The sequence below is a fragment of the Pseudomonas sp. UC 17F4 genome, from assembly GCF_900101695.1.
GTDB lineage: Bacteria > Pseudomonadota > Gammaproteobacteria > Pseudomonadales > Pseudomonadaceae > Aquipseudomonas.
This window is the reverse complement of record NZ_FNKV01000001.1, coordinates 4939005-4964270: the sequence shown is the minus strand read 5'-3', so window position 1 is coordinate 4964270 and position 25266 is coordinate 4939005. Positions and strand designations below refer to the sequence as shown.

Genomic DNA, 25266 nt, shown 5'->3' with positions numbered 1-25266 from the left:
GGGCTGAGGCGGCTTTGAAATGGCGTTGATCGTACAGAAATTTGGCGGTACCTCGGTCGGCACAGTCGAGCGAATCGAGCAGGTTGCCGACAAGGTCAAGAAGTTCCGCGAAGCCGGCGATGACCTGGTGGTAGTACTGTCGGCGATGAGCGGCGAAACCAATCGCCTGATCGACCTGGCCAAGAAGATCAGCGATCAGCCGGTTCCGCGTGAACTGGATGTGATCGTCTCCACTGGCGAGCAGGTGACTATCGCCTTGCTGGCCATGGCCCTGATCAAACGTGGTATTCCGGCGGTGTCCTACACCGGTAACCAGGTGCGGATCCTCACCGACAGCGCGCACAACAAGGCGCGCATCCTGCAGATTGACGACCAGAAGATTCGTGGCGACCTCAAGGCCGGCCGCGTGGTGGTGGTTGCAGGTTTCCAGGGGGTCGACGAGCACGGCAACATCACCACCCTCGGTCGCGGTGGCTCCGACACCACCGGCGTGGCCCTGGCGGCAGCGCTCAAGGCGGACGAGTGCCAGATCTACACCGATGTCGATGGTGTCTACACCACCGACCCGCGCGTGGTGGCCCAGGCCCAGCGCCTGGACAAGATCACCTTCGAAGAGATGCTGGAAATGGCCAGCCTCGGTTCCAAGGTGCTGCAGATCCGCGCCGTCGAGTTCGCCGGCAAGTACAACGTCCCGCTGCGCGTGCTGCACAGCTTCCAGGAGGGTCCGGGTACCCTCATTACCATTGATGAAGAGGAATCCATGGAACAGCCGATCATTTCCGGCATCGCCTTCAATCGCGATGAAGCCAAGCTGACCATCCGTGGCGTACCGGATACCCCGGGCGTTGCTTTCAAGATCCTCGGCCCTATCAGTGCCGCGAACATCGAAGTCGACATGATCGTGCAGAACGTTTCGCACGATAACACCACCGACTTCACCTTCACCGTGCATCGCAACGACTACGACAAGGCCCACAAGGTCCTGGACAAGACCGCCGCCGAGCTCAACGCTCGCGAAGTGGTAGGTGACACCAACATCGCCAAGGTCTCGATCGTCGGCGTCGGCATGCGTTCCCACGCCGGTGTTGCCAGCCGCATGTTCGAAGCGCTGGCCAAGGAGAGCATCAACATCCAGATGATCTCCACCTCCGAGATCAAGGTCTCGGTGGTAATAGAAGAGAAGTACCTGGAGCTGGCAGTGCGCGCCCTGCACACCGCCTTCGAGCTGGACGCCCCTGCCCGACAGGGCGAGTAAGGCGGCTGCCTCTGGGGGCGCGGCCATGCCGCGCCCTTCGTGTTTCTGGCTGGCGTGAGAAATCTGTGCTTTTGCTCGCGCTAGTCAATACTTAGGCGTAGGTCAGCAGCCGTCACGGGTTGTAGGCTGAAGCCCTTTTTTTTGCAGACTGTTATCCCTGAACTGAATTGCGTGAGGAGAAAGCTATGTTGATTCTGACTCGTCGGTGCGCCGAGAGCCTGATCATTGGCGACGGCGAAATCACCGTGACCGTGCTCGGCGTCAAAGGAAACCAAGTGCGGATAGGGGTCAACGCCCCTAAAGAAGTGGCCGTCCACCGTGAGGAAATCTACCTGCGGATCAAGAAAGAGAAGGACGAAGAACCAACCCATTAATTTTTATCGAGTTTTTTTCAAAAAAGAGTTTGCAAACGGGGAAGGGTCTGGTTATTATACGCCCCGTGTTGCGGAGAGGTGGCCGAGTGGCCGAAGGCGCTCCCCTGCTAAGGGAGTATACCTCACAAGGGTATCGGGGGTTCGAATCCCCCCTTCTCCGCCATTATTCATGTAGGACGCTGTAATCTGCCTGAATCGCCTAAGTCGTTGAAATTAAACGAAAAAGTGGTTGGCAAAATGATTTAGCGGCCTATAATGCGCGGTAACAAATGCACTCATAGCTCAGCTGGATAGAGTACTCGGCTACGAACCGAGCGGTCGGAGGTTCGAATCCTCCTGAGTGCACCATACGACGAAGCGGTTTTCAACTTGAATGCTGCTTCAGCTGCAACCAGAGGTGATCTGGTCCATCAAGCGCCAACCCTGCACTCATAGCTCAGCTGGATAGAGTACTCGGCTACGAACCGAGCGGTCGGAGGTTCGAATCCTCCTGAGTGCACCATACACCGAAGCAGTTTTCAGTTTGAAAGTTGCTTTAGCTGTAACCAGAGGTGATCTGGTCCATCAAGCGCCAATCTGCACTCATAGCTCAGCTGGATAGAGTACTCGGCTACGAACCGAGCGGTCGGAGGTTCGAATCCTCCTGAGTGCACCATACAACAGAAAGCCCGCCTATCAAGGCGGGCTTTTTGCTTTCCGGCATTCATCTTCCGGTAAGGCGTGATGAATAGACTGTCATCGTTGCCGTGCCAGCCCCGCGCTATTTTATGCCGATCCCGATGTGTTTTTTTTCGCGCTACCGCCGTCGCACTGTTGCCTGCATACGTTGTCACAAGTATGTCTCGCAAACGATTGTTCTAGCCGCGATTTTTTCAGCACCCTGACAGCTCAAGCGGTGTATGATTGCGCCCGTCAGCCCCGCCGGGGCTTGTGGAATACCACCATGGACTTACCCAGTAGTTACTCAATAGCAAGTTTTGCCAATCAAGAATTGACTGATTGATCTCCCGGCGTGCTCCGCTGCTGGGAGTGGAGTTCGCCTATGACTGAAGTAGAAGTAAAAAAGACGCAAGAAAGCCTGCAGGATCGCCTGGCCCAGGTGGTCGAACTGCTGCAGCGTCAACGCGTGGTCGAAGACCTGACCCACCGTCAGGAAGGTCATCACCATGACCTGGTAGAAAACCTCGTTCACCGCCAGAACCTGGTCGAGCTGCAACGCAAGCTCGACGACCTGCACTCCGCCGACGTTGCCTACATTCTCGAAGCCTTGCCGCTGGACGATCGTCTGACCGTCTGGCAACTGGTCAAGGCCGAGCGCGACGGTGACATCCTCCTCGAAGTGTCCGACTCGGTCCGCGAGACCCTGATCGCCGACATGGACGATCACGAGCTGCTCGCCGCTGCCAAGGAAATGGACGCCGACGAACTGGCTGACCTGGCGCCCGAGCTGCCCCGTGACGTTGTCCACGAGCTGATGGAAAGCCTCGATGCCCAGCAGCGCGAACGCGTGCGTTCGGCCCTGAGCTACGACGAGGACCAGGTCGGTGCATTGATGGACTTCGAGATGGTCACCATCCGCGAAGACGTCAGCCTCGAAGTGGTATTGCGCTACCTGCGCCGGCTCAAGGAGCTGCCAGGCCACACCGACAAACTGTTCGTGGTCGATTACGACGGCATCCTCAAGGGCGTGCTGCCGATCAAGCGCTTGCTGGTCAACGACCCGGAGAAGAAAGTCGCCGAGGTCATGGCCAGCGATCCGGTGAGCTTCCACCCGGATGAAGACGCCTACGATGCCGCTCAGGCGTTCGAGCGTTACGACTTGATTTCCGCGCCGGTGGTGGACAAGAGCGATCGCCTGATCGGCCGTCTGACCATCGATGAAATGGTCGACCTGATTCGTGAAGAAAGCGAAAGCGAAGTGCTGAGCATGGCCGGTCTGCGCGAAGAAGAAGACATCTTCGCCTCGGTCTGGCGCTCGCTGCGCAACCGCTGGGCGTGGCTGGCAATCAATCTGATCACTGCCTTCGTCGCCTCGCGGGTGATCGGCCTGTTCGAAGGCTCGATCGAAAAACTGGTGGCACTGGCGGCGCTGATGCCGATCGTTGCCGGTATCGGCGGCAACTCCGGCAACCAGACCATCACCATGATCGTGCGCGCCATGGCCCTCGACCAGGTCAGCCCCGGCAACACCTCGCGGTTGATGCGCAAGGAGCTGGCAGTGTCGCTGATCAACGGCCTGATCTGGGGCGGAGTGATTGGTGTGGTTGCCTACTTGCTGTATGACAGCTGGTCGCTCGGCGTGGTCATGACCGGCGCCATGACCCTCAACTTGTTGCTGGCGGCGCTGATGGGGGTGTTGATCCCGATGACCCTGGTGCGCCTGGGCCGCGATCCGGCGATGGGCTCCAGCGTGATGATCACGGCGGTGACCGACAGTGGTGGCTTCTTCATCTTCCTGGGCCTTGCCACCATCTTCCTGCTCTGATTGAGCATCCGACAAAAAACACCCCTCGCGAGGGGTGTTTTTTTGCCTGGCGTTTATTGCTCGGTGAGGTGCTCGATAAAGGTCGAGCCGCTGTAGCACTCGCGGAACAACCCGGCCTGCACCAGGCGTGGCATCACCTGTTCAAGGAACAGGTGCACCGATTCCAGCGAGCCACCGGGCGCCGCGATGAAGCCATCGATGGCACCGGATGCAGCCCATTCGACAATACTCTCGACGGCATCGTCCACCGTACCGATCACCTGCCAGTGTGCAGCCGAGATCACCTCTGGGCGCAACAGTAACTCACTGACCCGCAGCGATTCACGTTCGATCAGGCGTCGCAGCAGGTTGGTGTGGGTACGGCTGCCAGGATTGCTCACGGGCGCAGGCAGGTCAGCGGCGGTGATCGGGCGGTCTTCTGGCCATTGGTTGAGGTCGAGCCCGGTCATCTCCTTGATCGAGGCAAACTTGCGCGGCTTGTCGATGCGCGCGTGGGTGCACATGAACAGCTCGCGGGCCTGTTCGCGGGTCTCGGCCAGGTACAGGCTCAGGCCGGGCAGCAGGCGAATGTCGGCCGGATCGCGGCCGTGTTTTTCAGCGCGGCGGGACAGGTCGTGACGCAGCTCGAGCGCAGCGTCGATATCCGGCGTGGGGGCGAATACCAGGTCGGCCACCGACGCGGCAAAGTCACGGCCCGAATCGGATGCGCCGGCTTGCACCAGCGGGATTCGGGTGTTGGCGTACACCGGCAGGTTGAGTGGGCCCTTGACCTTCAGGTGAGCGCCGTCGTGGTCGATCGGGCGAACCTGTGAGGCGTCGGCGTAACGGCCCGTGCTGCGATCCAGTTTCAGGGCGTCGCTGGGGAAGCTGTCCCACAGCTGATGAACCACCCGGGTGAACTCCGCAGCCCGCTGGTAACGCTCATCGGCACTGGGCATTGCCGTCAGGCCGAAATTCTCGTGGCCTTGCAGCGCGGTGACGATGTTCCAGCCGACCCGGCCCTTGCTGATCCAGTTCAAAGACTGCAACTGGCGGGCGACTACATAGGGCGGCAGGAAGGTGGTCGATACGGTCGAAACCAGGCCGATCTTCGAGGTGTGCTGGGCAACTGCGGCGAGCAGGATGCTCGGGTCGAGGCTGGCGAAGCCCGAGCCGCTTTCGAGCATCTCCGGCACCAAAGCATGAACATCGGGGCGAAAGACAAAGTCCAGGTGTGCAGCTTCTGCGCGCTTGGCCAGATCAATCGCAAACTCGGCGGTGAAAATACCTTCTATGTTGCTGTTCTCGCGCCGCCAGCCATCGCCGCTCAACCAGGTCGGTGCCAGTGACAGGCCAATGTGCAGGCGCTTGGGGGTACTCATCCTTGCAATTCTCCTTGTGGTCTTTTGATGGGCTCAGAACGCGCCCTTGACGCCGACGCCGACCATGCGCGGCAGGGTCATGCTCGCCTCGGTCCCGCCGATGCCACGGTTCTGCTGCATATAGGTGGGCGAGCGGTCGTCGAACACGTTCTTGACGTAGCCATACAGCTGCACCTGCTTGTTGAACTGATAACTCATCCGCGCATCGGTGAGGGTGTAGGGCTTCACCGAGTAGGACGAGGTGTTGGCGGTGTCGGAGTAATAGCCATCCAGGTGACGGACCTGGACGTTGAGGTTGAGTTTGTCGGTGATGTCCCAGCTCGGGCCAACGCTCAGGGTGTAACCGGGGGAGCGGGCAAACTCGTTGGCCTGGTAGTCGGCGTTGCTGGAGATCTTGTCGATGCGTGTACGCAAGGCGCCGGCACTGGCCTTGAGGGTCAGGTTGTCGAGCACACGGTAGTCGGCGCTCAGCTCCAGGCCATAGGCGTGGGCCTTTTCGGCGTTGATGGTGTAGGACTGGGCGACACCCGGGGAAATCACCACTGGGATGTTGTACTGAGCGTCCTTGAAGTCCATATAGAACAGGTTGCTGCTGAGGATCAGGCGGTCGTCGAGCAGGTTGGCGCGGCTGAACAGCTCATAGTTCCAGATCGACTCTTCCTTGAAGTACGCCCATTGCCGGGTGGTCAGATTGAGCGACACGCCACCGGGATTGTAACCGCGGCTGACCAGGGCGCCGACGGTCCAGTCCGGCGTCGCTGCGTAAGCCAGCGAGACCTTGGGCAGCAGGGCGGAGAAGGTTTTCTCGTAGTCCAGTGCCGTCGGTGCCAGCACCGAATTGCCCTGACGCTCGATGTGATCCTGCTGAAAGCGCAGGCCGGTGCTCAGGGTCCAGCGCTCACTCAGGCGGTAGCTGAGTTCGCCGAAGATGCCGAGGTTCTCCTTGGTGTCATCGAAGGCCGAGAGCCCGCGCAGGTTCAGGGTTTCGTCGGTCTTGGTGTGGGCGTAGTAGATGCCACCCATGCCGCTTAGGGTATCCAGGGCGTCGCCGAAGGTGATGCGCGATTCGTTGGAGGCGTTTTTCTGCTTGATATCGGCGTCGCCTTCGCCGGCGATGCCGGTGAACCGCTGCACGTTGGACAGCGAGTATTGCGCCTGGTTGAACAGTTTGATGCCGTTGTCGAAGTCGTAGCTGACATCCACCACGCTGGTGTTGGTGTCCTGCTCCCAGCTGGGCATGGTGGTGGTGTCGTGGTCGAGCTTGTGCAAGGGCGCCGAGGCGGCCTCCTGGCTCGGACGGTTGCTGTCGTTGTGCGCGAAGGTGTACTTGGCCTCAAGGCCCGGCAGCGACTCGGGCACCCACAGCAGCTTGGCCCGGGCGGTGACGGCGCGGAAGTTCTGGTCGGCCTTGCCGCGCTGGAACTTCGGGTTGTCGTAATCGATGAAAGTGTCGCGAGCCGAGTAGTCCACCGCCAGGCGGCCGGCCAGTTCGTTGCCCATCAACGGGCCGGAAACAGCCACCGAGCTGCGCTTGGCGTCATAACTGCCGACCTCGGTCTGGTAGGCAGCTTCGGGAGTGAAGGTCGGATCCTTGGTGTTGACGATGATCGCACCGGCAATCGCGTTGGCCCCTTGCGAGGTGGTCTGCGGGCCGCGGAACACTTCGATGCTGTCGATATCCCAGACCGAGGTGGCGCCGAAGAACATCTCGTTGTAATTCAGGTAATGGCCGTCAAGGTTGATTGTCGCCCGTGGCACGGTGCCGCCCCAGAACACGTTCTGGCCGTTGTTCGGGCCCTGGGTGTCCTGGCCGCGGATGATCGGCGCGCCGACCGAGTCGGTGTAGATCACGTTGGGCACATCATTGAGTACTTCGGCCACCGAGGCGCTGCCGGTCTTTTCCTTGTCGATCTCCTTGGCGGTCTTGATCGACACGGAGGAGGCGGTGTCCTTGAGTTCGCGTTCGAGCTTTTCACCGGTGACGATGATCGGCTCGAAAACAATGCCTGGCTTGCCGCCATTAACCTCGGGTTGCCCGAATGCGTAGGGCGAAGCCAGCAATGTCGAGAGTGTGAACACACTAAAGCCTTGGCGCAGTGTGCGATGTGGATGTGCCTTCAAGATGCCCCCAAATGAGAATGATCCTCTTTCCCGTTCGAGGGTAGCACGGTGCTATTGCGTTCCTCAATAAAGAATTCATTCCACAAAATGGCAATAGGTGCGGGTTCAGGGAATCGGTATCATGGCCGCCAACAAGCGCGACCGTGCGCGCCGGCGAGGAGAGCGAAGAATTGAGCAACGAGATGACCGCCCTGGACGAAGAGGCGCAAGCAGCCCCGGAAAAGCGCTCCGGCACTATTCAGTCGGTGTCGATTGCGGTGCGTTTTCTCCAGGTACTGGCCAATGCCGAGAGTGAGTTGGCGCTGGGGGAGGTTGCCAGGCGCACCGCGACCGGTGGCTCGACCGCCCATCGATACCTGCAGAGCCTGGTCAAGGAAGGCCTGGCCAAGCAGGACCCGGCCAGCGGCCTCTACGACCTGGGGCCGGCAGCGCTGAACATCGGCATCAGCGCCTTGAAGCGCGTCGATGCGGTGGATATTGCCGCCCAGCACATGAAGACCCTGGCCCAACAGCATGCCGCCAGCGGCGGGGTGGCGATCTGGACCGACCGCGGCCCGACCCTGGTGCGCTGGTACCGCAGCGCCTACTTCTCGATCAACCCGCTGGCCCTGGGCGACATCCTGCCGATCGACAACACCGCGTGCGGCCTGGTGTTCCAGGCCTTCCTGCCCAAAGCTGTGATCGATGCCGCGCGCAAGCAGCAGCCCGCGCATTTTCGTGGCACGCCGCCTAACAAGGCGCTGCTCGATCAGGTGCGTAATGGCCGTTGGGCCGAGCTGACCAGCCATCTGCTCTCGAACGTCACCGGCCAGGCGGCGCCGGTGTTCGATGCGCAGCAGGAAATCGCCTGCGTAATGACCACGGTCACTGACCTTGGCCAGCTCAAGTCAGCAGAGGATCGCGACGCCCTGCACCGCGAAGCCGGCCTGGTCAACCAGGCCACCGGCGGGCGGATTTTCGATCAGCGCGGTTGAGCCTGGCGACCCTTGGGCACCACCAGCGGCGTGCCGCTGACGGGGTCAGCAATGATCACCGCCGGCAGGCCGAATACCTCTTGCACCAGCGCCTCGGTGAAAATCGCCCCGGGCGCGCCCTCGGCCAGCACCGCGCCATCGCGCATGGCGATCAGGTGCGTGGCATAGCGGCAGGCCTGGTTAAGATCGTGCAGCACCGCCACGATGGTTCGGCCCTGGCGATTGAGATCGCTGAGCAGTTCGAGCAATTCGATCTGGTGGGCGATGTCGAGAAAGGTGGTCGGTTCATCGAGCAGCAGGATCGGTGTTTCCTGCGCCAGCACCATGGCAATCCAGACCCGCTGGCGCTGGCCACCGGACAGCTCGTCCAGCGCCCGCTCGGCCAGCGCGCTGACCTGGGTGGCGGCCATGGCGGCGTTGACCGCCTGCTCATCGGCTGGCGACCATTGGCGCAAGAACGACTGATGGGGGAAGCGCCCGCGAGCCACCAGGTCGGCGACCGTGATGCCTTCCGGGGCCGTGGCGCTTTGCGGCAGCAGGCCGAGGCGCCGGGCAACCTCTTTGGCCGCAAGCGCGGTGATGCTTTTGCCGTCGAGCACCACACGACCATGGGCTGGGGCCAGCAGCCGCGACAAGGCTCGAAGCAGAGTGGATTTTCCGCAGGCATTGGGCCCGACGATCACCGTGAAAGAGCCGTCGGGAATGGCGATGGAGAGGTCGCTGGAGATGGTGCGCTGATCGTAACGCAGCGTCACGGCGTCAGCATGCAGGCGATGCGTCATGGGTAGCCTTTCCTTGCTGGCAGCTCGGCGGCGAGTATTGCATGTGCAGAATTAATTCTGCAATATGGAATGCGATTGCATCGCATCCACGTTTAGACGAGCCTGTGCCCGTTCTCGAACCCTTCCTGCCGCCCTTGTAGCAAAAGACCGATTGCCGATGAAAAAGCTCACCTTCGCGCCAATGCTTGCTGTTGCGGCGCTGATCCTGCTTGCCTGCAGCGCCGTTGGGCCGAGCCCGGCAAGCGCCGCCAGCGAGCCCGCCAAACCGCTGCGCATTGCTTCGACTTCGCCGAGTGTCACCGGCATCTTGCTGGCCATGGAGGCGCCACTGGTTGCCAGCGCGGCCACCACGCCGAGCCGGATGACCGACAGCAAGGGCTTTTTCAGCCAGTGGGCGGCGGTTGCGGATCAGCGCAAAGTCGAGGTGCTGTACCCCAACCTGGTGTTCGATATCGAGTCGGTGATCGGCGTCAATCCCGACCTGCTGGTACTGGTTGCCACTGGCGCCGATAGCGTCGTCCAGCACCAGGCCGAGCTTGAGGCCCAGGGCATCGCCACCGTCGTGGTCAATTATTCGAACCAGAGCTGGCAACAGATCGCTACCCGCCTTGGTCAGGCGGCGGGGCTGCAGGCGCAGGCAGCGGCGGCGATCAAGGATTTTGACGACTACACCGCACGCGCCGCTGCCACGATCAAAGCGCCCGTGGGCGGGGTGAGTATCGTCGGCTACAACATTGGTGGCAGTTATTCTGTTGGCCGTGCTTCCAGCCCGCAGGCCCGCTTGTTCACCGCGCTGGGGATCAAGGTCGCGAGCCTGCCGCCGGCCATGAGCGGTGAGGTCACTCGCGCCGTCGACTTCGAGTTCATTTCCCGCGAAAACCTTTCGGCTGCGATCACCGGTGAAAGCGTGTTCCTGCTGGGTGGCACCGATGCCGATGTACAGGCGTTTGTTGCCGACCCGCTGCTGGCCAACCTGCCGGCGGTGGTGCAGAAAAAGGTCTACGCGCTGGGCCCGACTTCGTTTCGTATCGACTACTACTCTGGCCGGCAGATGATCGATACCGTCGCCCGGCACCTGCGCTGAGTCATGGCGACTGCCGTGTTGCCCGCCATGGTTTTCAATCGCCAACGGCGCATGCGCTCATCGGGGCTGCTGTGCGGCCTGGGCGTGCTTGCGCTGGTCGCCGCCTGCAGCTTGCTGATCGGTTCGCGCAGCATCGCTCTTGGCGAAATCGCCGATGCCTTCTGGGCGTATGACCCACAGAACAATCAGCATCTGGTGATTCGCGAACTGCGTGTTCCGCGCACTCTGGTGGCGATTCTCGCAGGCCTGGCCCTGGGCGTGGCCGGGGCGCTGATGCAGGCGCTGACGCGTAACCCGCTGGCCGAACCCGGGCTGCTGGGCATCAACGCCGGTGCGGCGCTGGCAGTGATCATCGCTGTCACCCTGTTCAAGCTGGTGAGCATTGTCGAGTATGTCGGCTTTGCCTTTGCCGGCGCCGGGCTGGCCGGGGTTGCCGTGTTCGTCCTGGGCCAGGCCCACGAAACCGGGACCAATCCGGTGCGCCTGGTGCTGGCTGGGGCAGGCTTGTCGGTGATGCTGGTGTCGATCACTGGCATCATCCTGCTCAATGCTCCCCTTGAGGTATTCGACAGTTTTCGCAAATGGTCGGCAGGCTCGGTCGAAGGCAGCGGCTTGCAGACCCTTGGCGTGCTGGCGGTGGTCGTTGCAGTCGGGCTGGCGCTGGCCATCGCCATGGTCGGCAACCTCAATGCCATGGCCCTGGGCGCGGATCTTGGCCAGGCGCTCGGCGTCAATCTTCGCGCCACCTGGCTGCTCGCGTGCCTGGCAGTGATGTTGCTGGCCGGGGCAGCAACAGCGGCGGCCGGGCCGATTGGTTTCGTCGGCCTGCTCGCGCCGCACCTGGCCCGGCGGCTGGTGGGGCCTGATTACCGCTGGATCCTGCCGTATGCCGGGTTGTTGGCGGCGATCCTGCTGCTGGGCGCCGATGTGATCGGTAGGGTCGTGGCGGCGCCAGCGGAAGTCGCGGCCGGGATCATTGCCCTGTTGATCGGCGGGCCGTTCTTCATCGTCATCGTGCGCAGGTTCCGGATGAGTCGGTCATGACGGGTGCGGTGCTGCGCCTGGGCAATTACTCGTTGCGTTGGCGGCCTCGGGTTGCGGTGGTGTGTGCGCTGTTGGCGCTACTGGCAGCAGGGCTGGCGATCATGTTGCTGGGCGTAGGTTCGTTGTCGCTGACACCAGGTCAGGTGTTTGACAGCCTGTTCGCAGGTGGTGGCAACCCGACCGCCGAGCGGATCGTTCAACGGGTTCGCTTGCCGCGGGTACTGACGGCGCTGCTGGTCGGCGGCGCGCTGGGCATGGCCGGTTCAATTTTCCAGTCGATCTCGCGCAACGCCCTCGGCTCACCGGATATCATCGGCTTTACCACCGGCGCTGCCAGCGGTGCCATCGTGCAGATCATCCTGTTTGATGCCGGCCCCCTGGGTACCTCGCTGGCGGCGGTGCTGGCGGGGGTGGGCACCGCCTTGCTGGTGTTCGTGCTGTCGATGCGCGGGCGCAGCACTGGTGGCTATCGCCTGGTGCTGGTGGGGATTGGCGTGGGGGCGATGCTCTCGGGGCTCAACACCGTACTGCTGGTGATGGGCGACCTTGACCGGGCGATGTCGGCGCAAATCTGGCTGGCCGGCTCGCTCAACACCCGGACCTGGTCTCACGTGCTGCCAGCAGCACTGGGTTTCATCGCCATCGTGCCCGTGGTGATTGGCCATGCGCGACACATCGACCTGTTGGAAATGGGCGATGACAGCGCCAGTCAGCTCGGCATTGCCCCGCAGCGTACGCGGCTGATCATGGTATTGGCGGCTGTGGGCTTGACCGCGATTGCCACGGCGGCAGCGGGCCCCATCGCCTTTGTCGCCCTGGCTGCCCCGCAACTGGCCAGGCGTCTGACCGCTGCACCAGAAGTGCCGCTGTTGTCTGGCGCGTTGATGGGCGCGGTGTTGTTGCTGGTGGCCGACCTGATCAGTCAGCGCCTGGCCTTCAATCTCAACCTGCCCATTGGCCTGACCACGGGTTTGCTCGGTGGTTTCTATCTGCTGTGGTTGTTGTCGCGCAGCAGGCGGGTTTGAGCCAGGCAATAAAAAAGGCCAATGCACGGGCATTGGCCTTGAGTGATTGAGCCACGCAATCAGGAAGCGTCAGCTGCCATCTCGGCGTCATGGGCAATCAACGACACCAGCGCGTTTTGCTGGCGATGGGAAAGCTGGCGGAAACGTTGCAGCAGTTCGCGTTCGTGCAGGGACAGTTCCGGGCTGTCCAGACGCATGCTCAGTTCTTCACCCAGCGCACCTTCCTGAATAAGGCTCTGCTCCAGGCGAGCGATGATTTCCGAGTTCATGCTGCGGTGGTGGTTGCGCGCTACCTCGGCAATGCGCTCACGCATTCCGTCGGGGAGGCGGACGACGAATTTGTCAGCGGTGCGGCTTGAGTAAATAGCCTGTTTCATTGGGCGCATATAATTGACCGGTTTAGTTCAGGGGGAAGCGGTTCTCGAAATTGGCCGCACGATGTCACTACGACCATCCCGGCGTCAAAATGTTCAACCTGAATTGTGAATGAGGCGTGAATCATGCCTCATTATCGCCGGTTCCTTGGCGTCAATTCTGTGACAAATATTGAACCGGATAAAGGCGTTTTGCCAGTACCAATTATCAGAAATGAGTACTGGTTTGAAAAGTTTTCATTTTCTCTTTTTCCGCGCCTGCAGACCTTCGTCGACAACGCCATGCATCAGGCAGAAAAGGCCATGGAAAGCGTCTAGAATGCGCGTGCTTTCCTACCATTGAGCATAGTGGCTATGCAGCATGACGCAAGCGCGACGCGGCGTACAGCGAACCCGGGTCGCCTGGTGTACCTGATGGGACCCTCGGGGGCCGGAAAAGATTCCCTTATCGATGCAGCGCGCGCTGAATTGCAGCGCCTGAACGTGCACATCGCCCGGCGGGTGATCACCCGCTCGGCCGAGGCCAAGGGTGAAGACGCCGTCGGTGTTTCCCTCGAAGAGTTCCAGCGCCTGAGCGCCGAGGGCGCCTTTGCCCTGCAGTGGCAGGCCAATGGCCTGGCCTATGGCATACCGGTGCAAATCGATGACTGGCTGGCTGCAGGGCACGCGGTTTTGGTCAATGGCTCGCGCGCGCATCTGCAGCAGGCGCGTGAACGCTATCCCGACCTGTTGCCGGTGCTGCTGCGGGTCGACCATCACGTACTGCGCCAGCGCCTGCTGGATCGCGGCCGGGAAACTGCGCAAGACATCGAACAGCGCCTGGCGCGGGCGCAGCAGGTGAGGGTAGAAGAAGGCGAGGTGCAAGTGCTGGACAACTCCAGCTCGCTGGACGAGGCGGTGCAGCGCTTGCTTGGGCTGTTGCGCGAACAGGGTGTGCCTGGCCTGGGTTGAAGCCTAGAACGCCAGCCGTTCGCTGCTTGCAAGCGGTGCGCTTTGCACTTGCGCAGCCTGTGCGCCGAACACGGCCAGTTGCGCTTTCATCGCCGGTGCCGCATGGGCTTGTGCCGCAGTGGCGATGCTGTCGGGTTGCACGACCAGGCTAACCAGGGCGGCCAGGGCCAGGGCATTGAGCAGAAACAGGGTGCTGTTCATGGACATACTCCGCAAAGGCGGGGCTGGGCCCCGAGCCACGTGTCATGAACTAGACAATGCACACTGCATGCCAGCCTCTTTATCGTGATTTACCCTTTAAAATCAGATGGTTAAGCTGGTTTTTTGTGCGCTTTTGCGTGCAATCTGCAATGATGGCTGACTGCCTCATTGCAGATTGCACGATCCGTTGAAAAACCCACAGGCAAAAAGCCCCACGGATGACATGACAAATGCCGGCCTGCTGGTTAACATGCACGCCGTCCTTGCCGCGCGACGCCCGTTGCCGGCTCTGTGTCTCAGTAGCTCAATTGGATAGAGCATCCCCCTCCTAAGGGGAAGGTTGGCAGTTCGAACCTGCCCTGGGACACCATCTCACTTTCGCCTCTCTGGCCATTCTTCTGACTGCTGCGTTTCTTTGTGGCAACGGCGCAGCTGCATGAAGAGTCAATAAAGCCCTGAAAATGAAAAGACTAATCATCGCTGCGCTCGGGATTCTATCGTTGATTCAGGCATCCACGTCCTTGGCGGATAATGCCAATGGCAAACAGCTCTTTTTGCAACGATGCGCCATGTGCCATGGGGCAGACATCAAGGGGACCGGGCTCTTGGCGAACAAAAGCAACCCGCCCACCCCTGATCTGACCACCTCGGCATTCAAGAAACGCTTGAAAGACTACCCGGGCGTTATCGTCTCATCGGTAATACTTCGCCCCAACGGCGACTTGATCCCCAGGACATTACGAGAAAATGGTGTGAAGGTGGCGCCGTACGCTTGGCGAGTTCAGGATTTTCGCGATTTGAATCAATACATGAGTGCGGTGATTGGCAACACTCGATGATGCCTGGTGTCAGGCCGCAGCAACAGCTGCGGCCTGGGATCTACCAATCCTGGCGCAACGGCAACGGTCCTTCATGGGATGCAAATGACGGCAGCACTTCTTCTGCCAGCTCCTGAATCACCTCCGCCGCCGGGCGCTGGCAAAACTGAATGCCCAGTGCCGCATGATTGACCCCCGCATCCTGCCATTCCCCGAGCAGATCAATCAGCCCCTTGCGCCCGGTCCTCAGCACGTAGCCGCCCTGCATCGCCGTGCGCGGAAAATCGGGGTTGGCGTCCAGATCGATCCACTCGTTGGTCACGTGCGGGCGAAAGCCGCCGCCGGGAATGCAGTCGCGCCAGGCGCGGATTTTCTCGGCCAGGCGCCGGGGGCCAAGGATGTTTTCAGTCGCATCAGGAAAGGTCAGCCAGCCATCGGCCTGTTCGCCCAGCCACTGCATGGATTGGCGCGAGCTGCCGGTGACCAGCAGCGGGATGGCGCTGCCAACGGGCTTGGGCAGCAGTTGCGCGCCGCTCATTTGGCCGAGGGTTGATTCAATCGGGTGGTCGCCCTTGTGCAGCAGTTGGCGGAAATAGTTCACGGCCTCGGCAAAGCGTTCGCCGCGCTCGGCATGATCCAGACCGTAGGCGGGAAACTCCACCGGCCGATCCCCGGAAGCGATGCCCATCACCAGGCGCCCGCCTGACAGCTGGTCGATGGTGCAGGCGGCCTTGGCCAGGTCGATCGGGTGGCGCAAGGCGAAGATCGCGCTGCCCGTGGCCAGGGCGATGCGCCGGGTGTGCGCGGCCAGGTAGCTCAAGTAGGCAAAGGGGTCGAACAGCTGGCCGGCATCGCCGAAGTGCCGATCGTACAGTGGCACATCGCGCACCCAGACGCCGGCGAAGCCCAGGCGGTCGATGTCGCTGACCAGCGCGGCCTGGCCAGTGAGCACGGCCATGTCGCCGCGATAGAAGCGCAGCGGCAGGAAGATCCCCAGGGTCAGGCGGTCGGCGGCGAACATGCGTCGATAGCCAGGGTGGTGGGCGAAGGCGTGGGCGCTGGCGCCGTTCAGGGTTGGGTTCATCGATTAATTCCTTTTAGTCCTTCAGGGGCCGGTTGCGGGGGCGGGCAGGCGGATGCCGCGCTGCACGGCAGGGCGTTGACTGACGCGTTCATGCCAGGCGCTCAGGTGTCGGTAGTGGCTGAAATCAAAGTCGATGATCCGGGCGATATGGGTCCAGCCGAAGGTGGCAATGTCGGCGATTGAGTAACTGCTGCCCGCCAGCCAGGGCCGGCCGGTCAGGCGCTGGTCGAGGGTGCTGAACACCTCTTCGCTCAGGCGCCGGTAGCGGGCGATGGCTTCGGGGCAGGGCTGTTCGGCGAACCGTTCGAAATGCACGCGCTGGCCCAAAATCGGCCCCATGCTCGCCGCGTGAAACTGCAACCAGGTGATGGCCGCCCAGCGTTCACGGGGGGAATCGGGCAGCAGGCGTGCGCTCTTGTCGGCCAGGTACAAAAGGATCGACGCTGACTCAAACAGAGTGATATCGCGCTCGGGATCAACCAGCACCGGAATGCGGCCATGAGGGTTGAGTGCGAGAAACTCAGGCAGGCGATGCTCGCCATGGTCGATCTGTACATGCTTGAGGGTGTAGGGCAGCCCCAGCTCTTCGAGGGCGATGGTGATCTTGAAGCCATTAGGTGAGCTATCGCTATACAGAATTAGCGGCATGGGCTTTCTCTTCAGGAGTGATCAGAGACGGGCTATGCTAGGCGCGCCGGGGCTGCTTGAAAAACGATCAATCCTGCGCTTTGACGATAGTTTTTCTAAACCATGGAGAGGGTGAAAATGGGCGCAGTTCTACCGTTGTTGGCATTGCGGGCCTTCACTGAAGCGGCCCGGCTGGGCAGCCTCAAGGCCGCCGCGGCGCACATGGGGGTTACGCCTGGGGCGGTCAGCCAGCAGGTGCGCCTGCTCGAGGAGCGCATGGGCGTGGTGCTGTTCGTGCGCGGTCGCCATGGCGTGCACCTTAGCGAAGCCGGTGCGCGGGTGTACCCGGGGCTGCTCAGGGGATTCGATCAGATCGAGGCGTCGCTGGCGTTGCTGGAGCAACTGGCGCCAGGCAAGGCTCTGACCATCAGCACCGTACCGTCGTTTGCCGCCTCCTGGCTGGTGCCGCGTTTAGGGCGCTTCAACGCCTTGCACCCGCAGATCGAAGTGCGCGTCGAGGCCTCGGCCAAGCTGGTGGATTTTCACCGCGAGCGCATTGACGTCGCCCTGCGCCATGGCCTGGGGCAGTATCCGGGGCTTGAGTCCGTGCGCCTGATGGCGCCGGTTTTGCTGCCGGTGGCCAGCCCGCAGTTGCTGGCCCAAGGGCCGGCCGTAAAACGGCCCGCCGATTGCCTGAAGTACCCGTTGTTGCACGATGCCGATCGCGCCGACTGGATGCTCTGGCTGCAGGCCCATGGCGTTGCCGAGGACCCGCGGGCAGCACGCGGTGCGAGTTTCGAGGATGACCTGCTGTTACTGCGTGCCGCGGCTGCAGGCCAGGGCATCGCCCTGGTGCAGGACACCCACGCGGCTGAAGACCTGGCCAGCGGCAAGCTGCAGCTGGCCCTCGACAAACCCTGGCCAGCGCGTTTTGCCTACTACCTGGTGTGCCGTCAGGACGCCTTGCGGCGCCCCGAGGTTCAGGCCTTCGCCGATTGGGTCAGGGCCGAGGCTGACGCCAGGTCCTGATCCTTTGCGTCATCGCTGCCGCCCTGGGTGGCGGTCAGGTTGGCCACCAGCTTGGCTGACATCGCCGGGCCTTGCAGTTCGGAGTTCAGGCTGGCCAGCGACTCAAGCTCGGTCTGCTTTTTCATCTGCTCGGCAATCTTGCGCTCGATCTTGTCCTTTTCCGCCGGCGGCAGGGCTTCGAACTCTTCCTGGCTGATGCCCAGCTCATTGAGCAGCTTGAGCTTGATCTTCTCTGCCGGGCTCAGGGCCATGTACTCGCGAAATTGCTGGGCAGCGCTCTTGCCGGTTTCGCTGGCGCTGATTGTGGCTTGCTCGCGCATGTCCACGTCGGGGTTCTGCAGTTGCACCTTGAGCTTGGCGAAGGCTTCCTCGCGGGCGTCTTCGGCACTTTGCTGGGAGGTGTTGGCCTGGCTTTGCTGCTGGCGGTTGGCACTGCTGGTTGGCACCGGCGGGCGGAACTGGGCCTGTTCGGCGGCGGCTTCGGCCACGCCACGGGTCGGGTTGATGACTGGCGTGTGGACGCCGAGGGCATTGATGCTACTCACCTGATCACTCTCCTTGATGGATGCAAGTTGACCTTCGATCGATGGCAAGTCTTGTGCCAGCTCTGCTGACAGGCTTACGCGCTAGTATATTCAGGGGGTGGCGCTGTACGGCGGCTGGTGAATCGGCGCATGCTTTGCCCCGAAGAGGTAAACCCTTGCCGTCAGCGGCAAGTCATTTCAAACCGGCAGCACCAACATCCGGCTGGGGCGTAGTTGCCTGGACAAGGGAGATCGTCCATGACTCAAACGTCAGACACACCACCATTGAAGGCCCCGCTGGGCGACTTCAGGGAAGAACAGTTGCACACCCTGCTGGACCTGATCAGCGACGGTATCTGGGACTGGAATGCCAATACCGGCTACGTCTACCGCAACCCCGGCTGGTACCGGATGCTCGGCTACCCCAGCCACTCGCTGGACAACACCGTACTGACCTGGGAAGGCGTGATCCACCCCGAGGACTACCCGCGGGTGATGAGCCATTTCGAGGACTACATCAGCGACCGCTCCGACCAGTACCGCATCGAGTACCGTTGCCGTTGCCAGGACGGCAACTTCCTGTGGATCGAGGACAGCGGTCACATCATTGAGCGCAACCCGGATGGTTCGGTGGCGCGGATGCTCGGCGCTCATCGCAATATCGACGATGGCAAGCGCCTGGTCGAGCAACTGCAGCTGGAAAACCTGTCGCTGGAAGCGCAGATCGCCGAGCGCACCCGCGAGCTGTCGTGGGTCAACCAGCAACTGCAGCGCCAGCTCGACGAGAACCGCGACCTGGCCGAACGCGATGCGCTGACCTTGGTGGCCAACCGTTACCGCCTGGAAAAGGTCCTGCAGCAAGAGTGCGAGCGGGCACGGCGGTTTCGCCAGCCGCTGGCGTTGATTGTCATGGATATCGACGACTTCAAGCCGATCAACGATCAGTATGGCCATGCCCAGGGTGACCAGGCGCTGATCGCATCGGTTGAGCGGATCAAGGTTTGCCTGCGTGCCGGTGACTTGCTGGCACGCTGGGGCGGTGATGAGTTCGTGGCAGTGCTGCCGGGCACCCAGCGCGAAGAGGCATTGCAACTGGCGCGGCAGATTCGCCAGGCGCTGGAGCAGGCGCCGCCGGTGGGCGAGCGATTGCTGACCATGAGTTATGGCGTGGTCGAATGGCTGGAGGGTGAAGGGCAAGCGCAATTGCTGGGCCGCGCGGACCAGGCGCTGTACCGGGCCAAGGCGGCCGGCAAGGATGAGATCGGTGAATGAAAAAGGACCCGCTGCACGGGGCAGCGGGTCAAATCGGCCTCAGCCGCTTCAGTGTCTACAGATGCAGGGCGTGACCCAGGGCGCGTAGCGCCGCTTCCTGCACCGCCTCACCCAGGGTCGGGTGAGCGTGGATGGTACCGGCCACATCTTCCAGGCAAGCGCCCATCTCCAGTGACTGGGCAAAGGCTGTGGACAGTTCCGAGACGCCCACGCCAACCGCTTGCCAGCCAAGGATCAGGTGGTTGTCCCGACGGGCGACCACGCGCACGAAGCCGCTTTTCGATTCCAGGGTCATGGCCCGGCCGTTGGCGGCGAACGGGAACTGCGTGACGATGCAGTCCAGGCCCTCCTGCTCGACCTGTTCCGGGGTCTTGCCGACGACCACCAGTTCCGGGTCGGTGAAGCACACCGCGGCAATCGCGGCCGGCTCGAAGCGCCGCGATTTGCCGGCAATGAGTTCGGCAACCATCTCACCCTGGGCCATGGCCCGGTGGGCGAGCATCGGTTCACCGCTGATATCGCCGATGGCCCAGACGTTGAGCATGCTGGTCTGGCATTGCTCGTCGATGGCCACCGCCGAGCCGTTCATCTTCAGCGCCAGGCTTTCCAGGTTGAAGCCCTGGGTACGTGGCTTGCGGCCGACCGCGACCAGCACCTGGTCGGTGCTCAGTTGCAGCAGTTCGCCTTCGGGCGTGCGCACCTGCAAGGCCTGGTGGCCGGCATCGAAGCCTTCGACGCTGTGCTTGAGGTAGAGCTTGATCCCCAGCTTCTTGATCGACTCGGCCACCGGCGCGGTCAGTTCGCTGTCGTAGGTCGGCAGGATGCGCTCGCGGGCTTCGACCACGCTGACCTCGACGCCGAGCTTGCGGTAGGCGATGCCCAGCTCCAGGCCGATGTAACCACCGCCGACCACGGTCAGGTGCTTGGGCAGGGTTTTCGGGGCCAGAGCTTCAGTGGAGGAGATGATCGGGCCGCCCAATGGCAGCATCGGCAGTTCAACGCTGCTGGAACCGGTGGCCAGCAACAGGTGTTCGCACTGGATGCGCTGGCCGTCGACCTCGACGTGCTTGCCGTCGAGAATTTTTGCCCAGCCATGGATCACCTTGACCCCGTGCTTTTTCAGCAGGGCGGCGACGCCGCTGGTCAGGCGATCGACGATACCGTCTTTCCAGGCCACGCTCTGGGTGATGTCCAGGCTCGGTGGCGAGACCTTGATGCCCAGGTTCGACTGCTGGCTGTGCTGCTGGGTCTGGTGGAACTGCTCGGCGACGTGAATCAGCGCTTTGGACGGAATGCAGCCGATGTTCAGGCAGGTGCCACCCAAGGCCTGGCCTTCGACCAGTACCGTGGGAATGCCCAGCTGGCCGGCGCGAATGGCGGCGACGTAGCCGCCGGGGCCGCCGCCGATGATCAGCAGGGTAGTGTTGAGCGTCTGTTGCATGGTCACTCCACAAACAGGCTGGCAGGTTGTTCGAGCAGGCCGCGGATGGCCTGGATGAAGAGTGCCGCGTCCATGCCGTCGACCACCCGGTGATCGAACGAGCTGGAGAGGTTCATCATCTTGCGAATGACGATCTGGCCATTGATGACCATCGGCCGTTCAACCATGCGGTTGACCCCGACAATCGCCACTTCCGGGGTGTTGACCACCGGCGTCGAGACGATGCCGCCAAGGGCGCCGAGGCTGGTCAGGGTGATGGTCGAGCCTGACAGTTCTTCACGGCTGGCCTTGTTGCCGCGGGCGGCATTGGCCAGGCGCACGATCTCGCCGGCGTTGCTCCACAGGCTGCCGGCTTCGGCGTGGCGCAGCACCGGCACCATCAGGCCGTTGTCGCCCTGGGTGGCGATGCCGACATGCACTGCGCCGTGGCGGGTGATGACCTGGCCTTCATCGTCGTAGGTGGCGTTGATCTGCGGGAACTCGCGCAGGGCAACGACCATGGCGCGCACCAGGAATGGCAGCAGGGTCAGCTTGCCACGGCTGTCACCCCACTTCTTGTTCAAGTGCAGGCGCAGCTCTTCAAGGGCGGTGACGTCGATTTCCTCGACGTAGCTGAAGTGGGCGACGCGGCGCTTGGCATCCTGCATGCGTTGGGCGATCTTGCGGCGCAGGCCGATCACCGGGATCTGCTCGCTGTCGCTGCGTTTGGCATAACCGCCAGGGGCACTCTGGGTGCGGGTGGCCGGTTGCGTCAGGAAGGCGTCGAGGTCGTCGTGCAGGATGCGCCCGGCCGGGCCGCTGCCGTGTACGTAGCGCAACTCGATACCAGCGTCCAGCGCGCGCTTGCGCACGGCAGGCGAGGCCAGTGGGCGGTCGTGAGCTTGGCGCGGGACGATGGCGGCGGGCTGGTGGGCCGAGGCTGCGGGGGCAGCAACGGGTGCTGGTGCAGCAGGTTTCGGCTCGGGTTCAGGGGCCTTGGCGGTGACTGCGGGGGCCTCTTCGCGGGGCAAGCCCGCTCCTACGTTGCCGGCGCCTTCTACTTCGATGCGGATCAGCTCGCTGCCGACCGCCATGACTTCACCGGGCTGGCCGCCCAGGGCCAGGACCTTGCCGCTGACCGGCGAAGGGATTTCGACGGTGGCCTTGTCGGTCATGACATCGGCCACGACCTGATCTTCTGTGACGGTGTCGCCAACTTTGACGAACCATTCCACCAGTTCAACTTGTGCGATACCTTCACCGATATCCGGCATCTTGATGACGTGCGTGCCCATTCAGACCTCCATGACCCGTTTCAATGCCGCGCCCACTCGTGAAGGGCCGGGGAAATACGCCCACTCCTGCGCGTGCGGGTAGGGGGTATCCCAGCCGGTGACGCGTTCGATCGGGGCTTCGAGGTGATGGAAGCAGTGTTCCTGGACCAGCGCGATCAGCTCGGCGCCAAAACCGCAGGTGCGCGTGGCTTCATGCACCACCACACAGCGGCCGGTCTTTTTCACCGAGGCGACGATGGTTTCCAGGTCCAGCGGCCACAGGCTGCGCAGGTCGATGACTTCGGCGTCGACGCCGGTTTCTTCAGCGGCCACCTGCGAGACATAGACGGTGGTGCCGTAGGTCAGCACGGTGACGTCCTTGCCCGGGCGGGTGATCGCCGCCTTGTCCAGCGGTACGGTGTAGTAGCCATCCGGCACGGCGCTGGCCGGGTGTTTCGACCACGGCGTTACCGGGCGGTCGTGGTGGCCGTCGAACGGGCCGTTGTACAGGCGCTTGGGCTCGAGGAAAATCACCGGGTCGTCGTTCTCGATCGAGGCGATCAGCAGGCCCTTGGCGTCATAGGGGTTGGACGGCATCACGGTGCGCAGGCCGCAGACCTGGGTGAACATCGCCTCGGGGCTCTGGCTGTGCGTCTGGCCGCCGTAGATACCACCACCGCAAGGCATGCGCAGGGTCAGCGGGGCGACGAACTCGCCGGCCGAGCGATAGCGCAGGCGGGCCATTTCCGAAACGATCTGGTCGGAGGCCGGGTAGAAGTAGTCGGCGAACTGGATTTCCACCACCGGGCGCAGGCCGTAGGCACCCATGCCCACGGCGGTGCCGACGATGCCGCTTTCGGAGATCGGTGCATCGAACACCCGCGACTTGCCGTACTTGGTCTGCAGGCCTTCGGTGCAACGGAACACGCCACCGAAGTAGCCGACGTCCTGGCCATAGACGACTACGTCTTCATCGCGCTCTAGCATGATGTCCATGGCCGAGCGCAGGGCCTGGATCATGGTCATGGTGGTGGTCGCCATGGCGGTTTCCAACTGGATTGAAGTGTTGTGATCGTTCATGTCAGATCCCCAGTTCCTGGCGCTGCCGGCGCAGGTGCTCCGGCATCTCCTTGTAGACATCCTCGAACATCGACGCCGGGCTTGGCATCTGGCCACCGGCCAGGGTGCCGTACTGTTCGGCTTCTTTCTGCGCCTTGATGATCTCGGCTTCGAGCTCGGCGCTGACCGCCTGGTGCTCTTCCTCGGACCAGTGACCGATGGCGATCAGGTGCTGTTTGAGGCGGGCGATCGGGTCGCCCAGGGGGAAGTGACTCCAGTCGTCGGCCGGGCGGTACTTGGATGGATCGTCCGAGGTCGAGTGCGGGCCGGCGCGGTAGGTGACCCATTCGATCAGCGTCGGACCCAGGCCGCGGCGGGCGCGTTCGGCGGCCCAGCGTGAAGCGGCGTAGACAGCGATGAAGTCGTTGCCGTCGACACGCAAGGAGGCAATGCCACAACCTACGCCACGTCCGGCGAAGGTGGTCGACTCACCGCCGGCAATGGCCTGGAAGGTCGAGATCGCCCACTGGTTGTTGACCACGTTGAGGATCACCGGCGCGCGGTAGACGTGGGCGAAGGTCAGGGCGGTGTGGAAATCAGATTCGGCGGTGGCGCCGTCACCGATCCAGGCCGAGGCGATCTTGGTATCGCCCTTGATGGCCGAAGCCATGGCCCAGCCGACCGCCTGGACGAACTGGGTCGCCAGGTTGCCGCTGATGGTGAAGAAGCCGGCTTCGCGCACCGAGTACATGATCGGCAACTGGCGCCCCTTGAGCGGATCGCGCTCGTTGGACAGCAGCTGGCAGATCATCTCTACCAGCGACACGTCGCGGGCCATGAGGATGCTTTGCTGGCGGTAGGTGGGAAAGCACATGTCGCTGCGGTTCAGGGCCATGGCCTGGCCGCTGCCGATGGCTTCTTCACCCAGGCTCTGCATGTAGAACGACATCTTCTTCTGCCGCTGGGCTACCACCATGCGGCTGTCGAACAGCCGGGTCTTGAGCATGGTGCGCATGCCCTGGCGCAGGACTTCGGGGCTGACGTCCTCGGCCCAGGGGCCCAGGGCATTGCCCTTGTCATCCAGCACCCGGATCAGGCTAGAGGAGATGTCCGCGGTATCGGCGGCTTCTACATCGACGGGAGGTTTACGAACCTGACCGGCATCGGTCAGACGCAGGTAGGAGAAATCAGTCTGGCAGCCTGGCCGGCCTGTAGGCTCGGGCACATGCAAACGCAGGGGGGCGTACTCGTTCATGCTTTTTTACGCTCGCTCTGTCTTGTGTTTTTGTTGAGCTTTGAAGCGGTCGCTGCTGACACCCGGCTTGTGACCAGGGAGTCAGTCTTGTCCTACATGATATTCCGGCGCCTGAAGAATATTTTTCTCAACTTCGTTGCCTTTGCCTCGGCTAGCGGATAAACATTCCTTATAAAGACAAAAAACAGGTGATTTTCTCTCATGCGCAAACTGGATCGTACGGATATCGGCATTCTCAACAGCCTCCAGGAAAATGCCCGTATCACCAACGCCGAGCTGGCGCGCTCGGTGAATCTCTCGCCAACCCCCTGCTTCAACCGGGTCAAGGCCATGGAGGAACTCGGGGTAATTCGCCAGCAGGTGACCTTGCTGGCGCCGGAGGTGCTGGGCCTGGATGTCAACGTGTTCATCCACGTCAGCCTGGAGAAACAGGTCGAGCAATCGCTGCATCGCTTCGAAGAAGAAATCGCCGAGCGCCCGGAGGTCATGGAGTGCTACCTGATGACCGGTGACCCGGATTACCTGCTGCGCGTGCTGCTGCCCAGCATCCAGGCCCTGGAGCGTTTTCTCGACTACCTGACCCGCCTGCCGGGGGTGGCCAACATCCGTTCGAGTTTTGCCTTGAAGCAGGTGCGCTACAAGACCGCGCTGCCGCTGCCAGCCAATGGCCTGACCCTGCCAGGTTAAGCCGTGTAGATAATTACGATCACATCGTCCGTTTGGCGCTTGAAATTTCGAACGGCCGGTGCCTATGTTGTAGCTGTCGCCGTTCCCGGCATGCGAAAACAACAAGGATAGAGTCATGACGACCAATGGCCAAAACTCTCTCGCCGAGCGATTGACGGGCATTGATGAGATCGAGTGCATTACCCC

General features: G+C 62.2%; 25 protein-coding genes and 5 tRNA genes. 18 read left to right on the top strand and 12 right to left on the bottom strand.

Annotated elements, in window-relative coordinates; all coding sequences use genetic code 11:
- Window positions 1-19: 19 nt before the first annotated feature.
- The 7 genes from BLR26_RS22580 (at window position 20) to mgtE (ending at window position 4114) form a co-directional block, all read left to right on the top strand.
- Window positions 20-1255, top strand: coding sequence for an aspartate kinase (locus BLR26_RS22580; protein WP_010226665.1), 1236 nt, complete (start codon window positions 20-22; stop codon window positions 1253-1255).
- A 185-nt stretch (window positions 1256-1440) separates the two neighbouring features.
- Complete coding sequence (gene csrA, locus BLR26_RS22575; protein WP_010226667.1) at window positions 1441-1629, top strand: carbon storage regulator CsrA; 189 nt, start codon at window positions 1441-1443, stop codon at window positions 1627-1629.
- A gap of 72 nt (window positions 1630-1701) precedes the next feature.
- Window positions 1702-1792: transfer RNA gene (locus BLR26_RS22570), tRNA-Ser, on the top strand.
- A 108-nt stretch (window positions 1793-1900) separates the two neighbouring features.
- A tRNA-Arg gene (locus BLR26_RS22565) sits at window positions 1901-1977 on the top strand.
- Window positions 1978-2054: 77 nt separating this feature from the next.
- A tRNA-Arg gene (locus tag BLR26_RS22560) sits at window positions 2055-2131 on the top strand.
- A gap of 76 nt (window positions 2132-2207) precedes the next feature.
- A tRNA-Arg gene (locus BLR26_RS22555) sits at window positions 2208-2284 on the top strand.
- 387 nt (window positions 2285-2671) lie between these two features.
- Window positions 2672-4114, top strand: coding sequence for a magnesium transporter (gene mgtE / locus BLR26_RS22550; RefSeq protein WP_045200179.1), 1443 nt, complete (start codon window positions 2672-2674; stop codon window positions 4112-4114).
- A 53-nt stretch (window positions 4115-4167) separates the two neighbouring features.
- On the opposite strand, the gene BLR26_RS22545 is transcribed toward mgtE, so the two are convergent.
- On the bottom strand, window positions 4168-5475 hold the full coding sequence (locus BLR26_RS22545) for an NtaA/DmoA family FMN-dependent monooxygenase (RefSeq protein WP_093385713.1): 1308 nt from the start codon (window positions 5473-5475) through the stop codon (window positions 4168-4170).
- A 33-nt stretch (window positions 5476-5508) separates the two neighbouring features.
- Window positions 5509-7596 carry a TonB-dependent receptor gene (locus BLR26_RS22540; RefSeq protein ID WP_093385709.1) on the bottom strand — a complete coding sequence of 696 codons (2088 nt, stop codon included), beginning with the start codon at window positions 7594-7596 and terminating at the stop codon, window positions 5509-5511.
- A gap of 182 nt (window positions 7597-7778) precedes the next feature.
- Between BLR26_RS22540 and BLR26_RS22535 the strand changes: the two genes are divergently transcribed.
- Window positions 7779-8570, top strand: coding sequence for an IclR family transcriptional regulator (locus BLR26_RS22535; protein ID WP_093387648.1), 792 nt, complete (start codon window positions 7779-7781; stop codon window positions 8568-8570).
- Here BLR26_RS22535 and BLR26_RS22530 read toward each other — a convergent pair.
- Complete coding sequence (locus BLR26_RS22530) at window positions 8558-9352, bottom strand: ABC transporter ATP-binding protein (RefSeq protein ID WP_045200183.1); 795 nt, start codon at window positions 9350-9352, stop codon at window positions 8558-8560. The genes BLR26_RS22535 and BLR26_RS22530 overlap by 13 nt on opposite strands.
- Window positions 9353-9509: 157 nt before the next feature.
- Between BLR26_RS22530 and fepB the strand changes: the two genes are divergently transcribed.
- From fepB to BLR26_RS22515, 3 genes are read left to right on the top strand one after another with little or no spacing between them, the layout of a single operon-like run.
- Window positions 9510-10436 (top strand): Fe2+-enterobactin ABC transporter substrate-binding protein, encoded by a 927-nt coding sequence (gene fepB / locus BLR26_RS22525; protein ID WP_045200185.1) that lies wholly within the window; start codon window positions 9510-9512, stop codon window positions 10434-10436.
- Window positions 10437-10439: 3 nt separating this feature from the next.
- Window positions 10440-11480 (top strand): FecCD family ABC transporter permease, encoded by a 1041-nt coding sequence (locus BLR26_RS22520; RefSeq protein WP_249744367.1) that lies wholly within the window; start codon window positions 10440-10442, stop codon window positions 11478-11480.
- Window positions 11477-12505 carry a FecCD family ABC transporter permease gene (locus BLR26_RS22515; protein ID WP_093385704.1) on the top strand — a complete coding sequence of 343 codons (1029 nt, stop codon included), beginning with the start codon at window positions 11477-11479 and terminating at the stop codon, window positions 12503-12505. The genes BLR26_RS22520 and BLR26_RS22515 overlap by 4 nt, the downstream gene beginning before the upstream one ends.
- Before the next feature lie 59 nt (window positions 12506-12564).
- Here the strand turns inward: BLR26_RS22515 and BLR26_RS22510 are convergent, their stop codons facing one another.
- Complete coding sequence (locus BLR26_RS22510; RefSeq protein ID WP_010226671.1) at window positions 12565-12891, bottom strand: Arc family DNA-binding protein; 327 nt, start codon at window positions 12889-12891, stop codon at window positions 12565-12567.
- Window positions 12892-13005: 114 nt separating this feature from the next.
- Between BLR26_RS22510 and BLR26_RS22505 the strand changes: the two genes are divergently transcribed.
- Window positions 13006-13197: a hypothetical protein gene (locus BLR26_RS22505; protein WP_082075482.1), complete on the top strand. Its 192-nt coding sequence runs from the start codon at window positions 13006-13008 to the stop codon at window positions 13195-13197.
- Window positions 13198-13233: 36 nt separating this feature from the next.
- The gene (gene phnN / locus BLR26_RS22500) at window positions 13234-13830 is read left to right on the top strand and encodes a phosphonate metabolism protein/1,5-bisphosphokinase (PRPP-forming) PhnN (protein ID WP_093385699.1); all 597 of its coding nucleotides are present in this window, start codon (window positions 13234-13236) and stop codon (window positions 13828-13830) included.
- Window positions 13831-13833: 3 nt separating this feature from the next.
- Here the strand turns inward: phnN and BLR26_RS22495 are convergent, their stop codons facing one another.
- The gene (locus BLR26_RS22495; protein WP_093385694.1) at window positions 13834-14031 is read right to left on the bottom strand and encodes a hypothetical protein; all 198 of its coding nucleotides are present in this window, start codon (window positions 14029-14031) and stop codon (window positions 13834-13836) included.
- Between the two features lie 293 nt (window positions 14032-14324).
- Here BLR26_RS22495 and BLR26_RS22490 point away from each other — a divergent pair.
- Together BLR26_RS22490 and BLR26_RS22485 are read left to right on the top strand one after the other, a co-directional pair.
- A tRNA-Arg gene (locus tag BLR26_RS22490) sits at window positions 14325-14401 on the top strand.
- A 91-nt stretch (window positions 14402-14492) separates the two neighbouring features.
- On the top strand, window positions 14493-14870 hold the full coding sequence (locus BLR26_RS22485) for a cytochrome c (protein ID WP_093385689.1): 378 nt from the start codon (window positions 14493-14495) through the stop codon (window positions 14868-14870).
- 40 nt (window positions 14871-14910) lie between these two features.
- On the opposite strand, the gene BLR26_RS22480 is transcribed toward BLR26_RS22485, so the two are convergent.
- Both BLR26_RS22480 and BLR26_RS22475 read right to left on the bottom strand, forming a co-directional pair.
- Window positions 14911-15933 (bottom strand): LLM class oxidoreductase, encoded by a 1023-nt coding sequence (locus BLR26_RS22480; protein ID WP_093385685.1) that lies wholly within the window; start codon window positions 15931-15933, stop codon window positions 14911-14913.
- 21 nt (window positions 15934-15954) lie between these two features.
- On the bottom strand, window positions 15955-16581 hold the full coding sequence (locus BLR26_RS22475; protein ID WP_093385680.1) for a glutathione S-transferase family protein: 627 nt from the start codon (window positions 16579-16581) through the stop codon (window positions 15955-15957).
- Window positions 16582-16698: 117 nt separating this feature from the next.
- On the opposite strand from BLR26_RS22475, the gene BLR26_RS22470 reads away from it, so the two are divergent.
- Window positions 16699-17589 carry a LysR substrate-binding domain-containing protein gene (locus tag BLR26_RS22470; protein ID WP_093385675.1) on the top strand — a complete coding sequence of 297 codons (891 nt, stop codon included), beginning with the start codon at window positions 16699-16701 and terminating at the stop codon, window positions 17587-17589.
- On the opposite strand, the gene BLR26_RS22465 is transcribed toward BLR26_RS22470, so the two are convergent.
- Window positions 17541-18134 (bottom strand): hypothetical protein, encoded by a 594-nt coding sequence (locus tag BLR26_RS22465; protein WP_176794287.1) that lies wholly within the window; start codon window positions 18132-18134, stop codon window positions 17541-17543. The genes BLR26_RS22470 and BLR26_RS22465 overlap by 49 nt on opposite strands.
- A 237-nt stretch (window positions 18135-18371) precedes the next feature.
- Here BLR26_RS22465 and BLR26_RS22460 point away from each other — a divergent pair, with 237 nt between their 5' ends.
- Window positions 18372-19385 (top strand): sensor domain-containing diguanylate cyclase, encoded by a 1014-nt coding sequence (locus BLR26_RS22460; RefSeq protein ID WP_045200204.1) that lies wholly within the window; start codon window positions 18372-18374, stop codon window positions 19383-19385.
- Between the two features lie 55 nt (window positions 19386-19440).
- Here the strand turns inward: BLR26_RS22460 and lpdA are convergent, their stop codons facing one another.
- Genes lpdA through BLR26_RS22440 form a run of 4 tightly spaced genes read right to left on the bottom strand, consistent with a single transcriptional unit; the run spans window position 19441 to window position 24393 of the window.
- Window positions 19441-20826, bottom strand: a complete 1386-nt coding sequence (gene lpdA, locus BLR26_RS22455) for a dihydrolipoyl dehydrogenase (RefSeq protein WP_093385671.1) — start codon at window positions 20824-20826, stop codon at window positions 19441-19443.
- Window positions 20827-20828: 2 nt separating this feature from the next.
- The gene (locus BLR26_RS22450; RefSeq protein ID WP_093385667.1) at window positions 20829-22100 is read right to left on the bottom strand and encodes a dihydrolipoamide acetyltransferase family protein; all 1272 of its coding nucleotides are present in this window, start codon (window positions 22098-22100) and stop codon (window positions 20829-20831) included.
- On the bottom strand, window positions 22101-23159 hold the full coding sequence (locus BLR26_RS22445; protein ID WP_045200208.1) for an alpha-ketoacid dehydrogenase subunit beta: 1059 nt from the start codon (window positions 23157-23159) through the stop codon (window positions 22101-22103).
- 1 nt (window position 23160) lies between these two features.
- The gene (locus tag BLR26_RS22440) at window positions 23161-24393 is read right to left on the bottom strand and encodes a 3-methyl-2-oxobutanoate dehydrogenase (2-methylpropanoyl-transferring) subunit alpha (RefSeq protein ID WP_045200210.1); all 1233 of its coding nucleotides are present in this window, start codon (window positions 24391-24393) and stop codon (window positions 23161-23163) included.
- A gap of 201 nt (window positions 24394-24594) precedes the next feature.
- Between BLR26_RS22440 and bkdR the strand changes: the two genes are divergently transcribed.
- Window positions 24595-25080, top strand: coding sequence for a Bkd operon transcriptional regulator BkdR (gene bkdR, locus BLR26_RS22435; RefSeq protein ID WP_045189126.1), 486 nt, complete (start codon window positions 24595-24597; stop codon window positions 25078-25080).
- The last annotated feature ends 186 nt before the right edge of the window (window positions 25081-25266 follow it).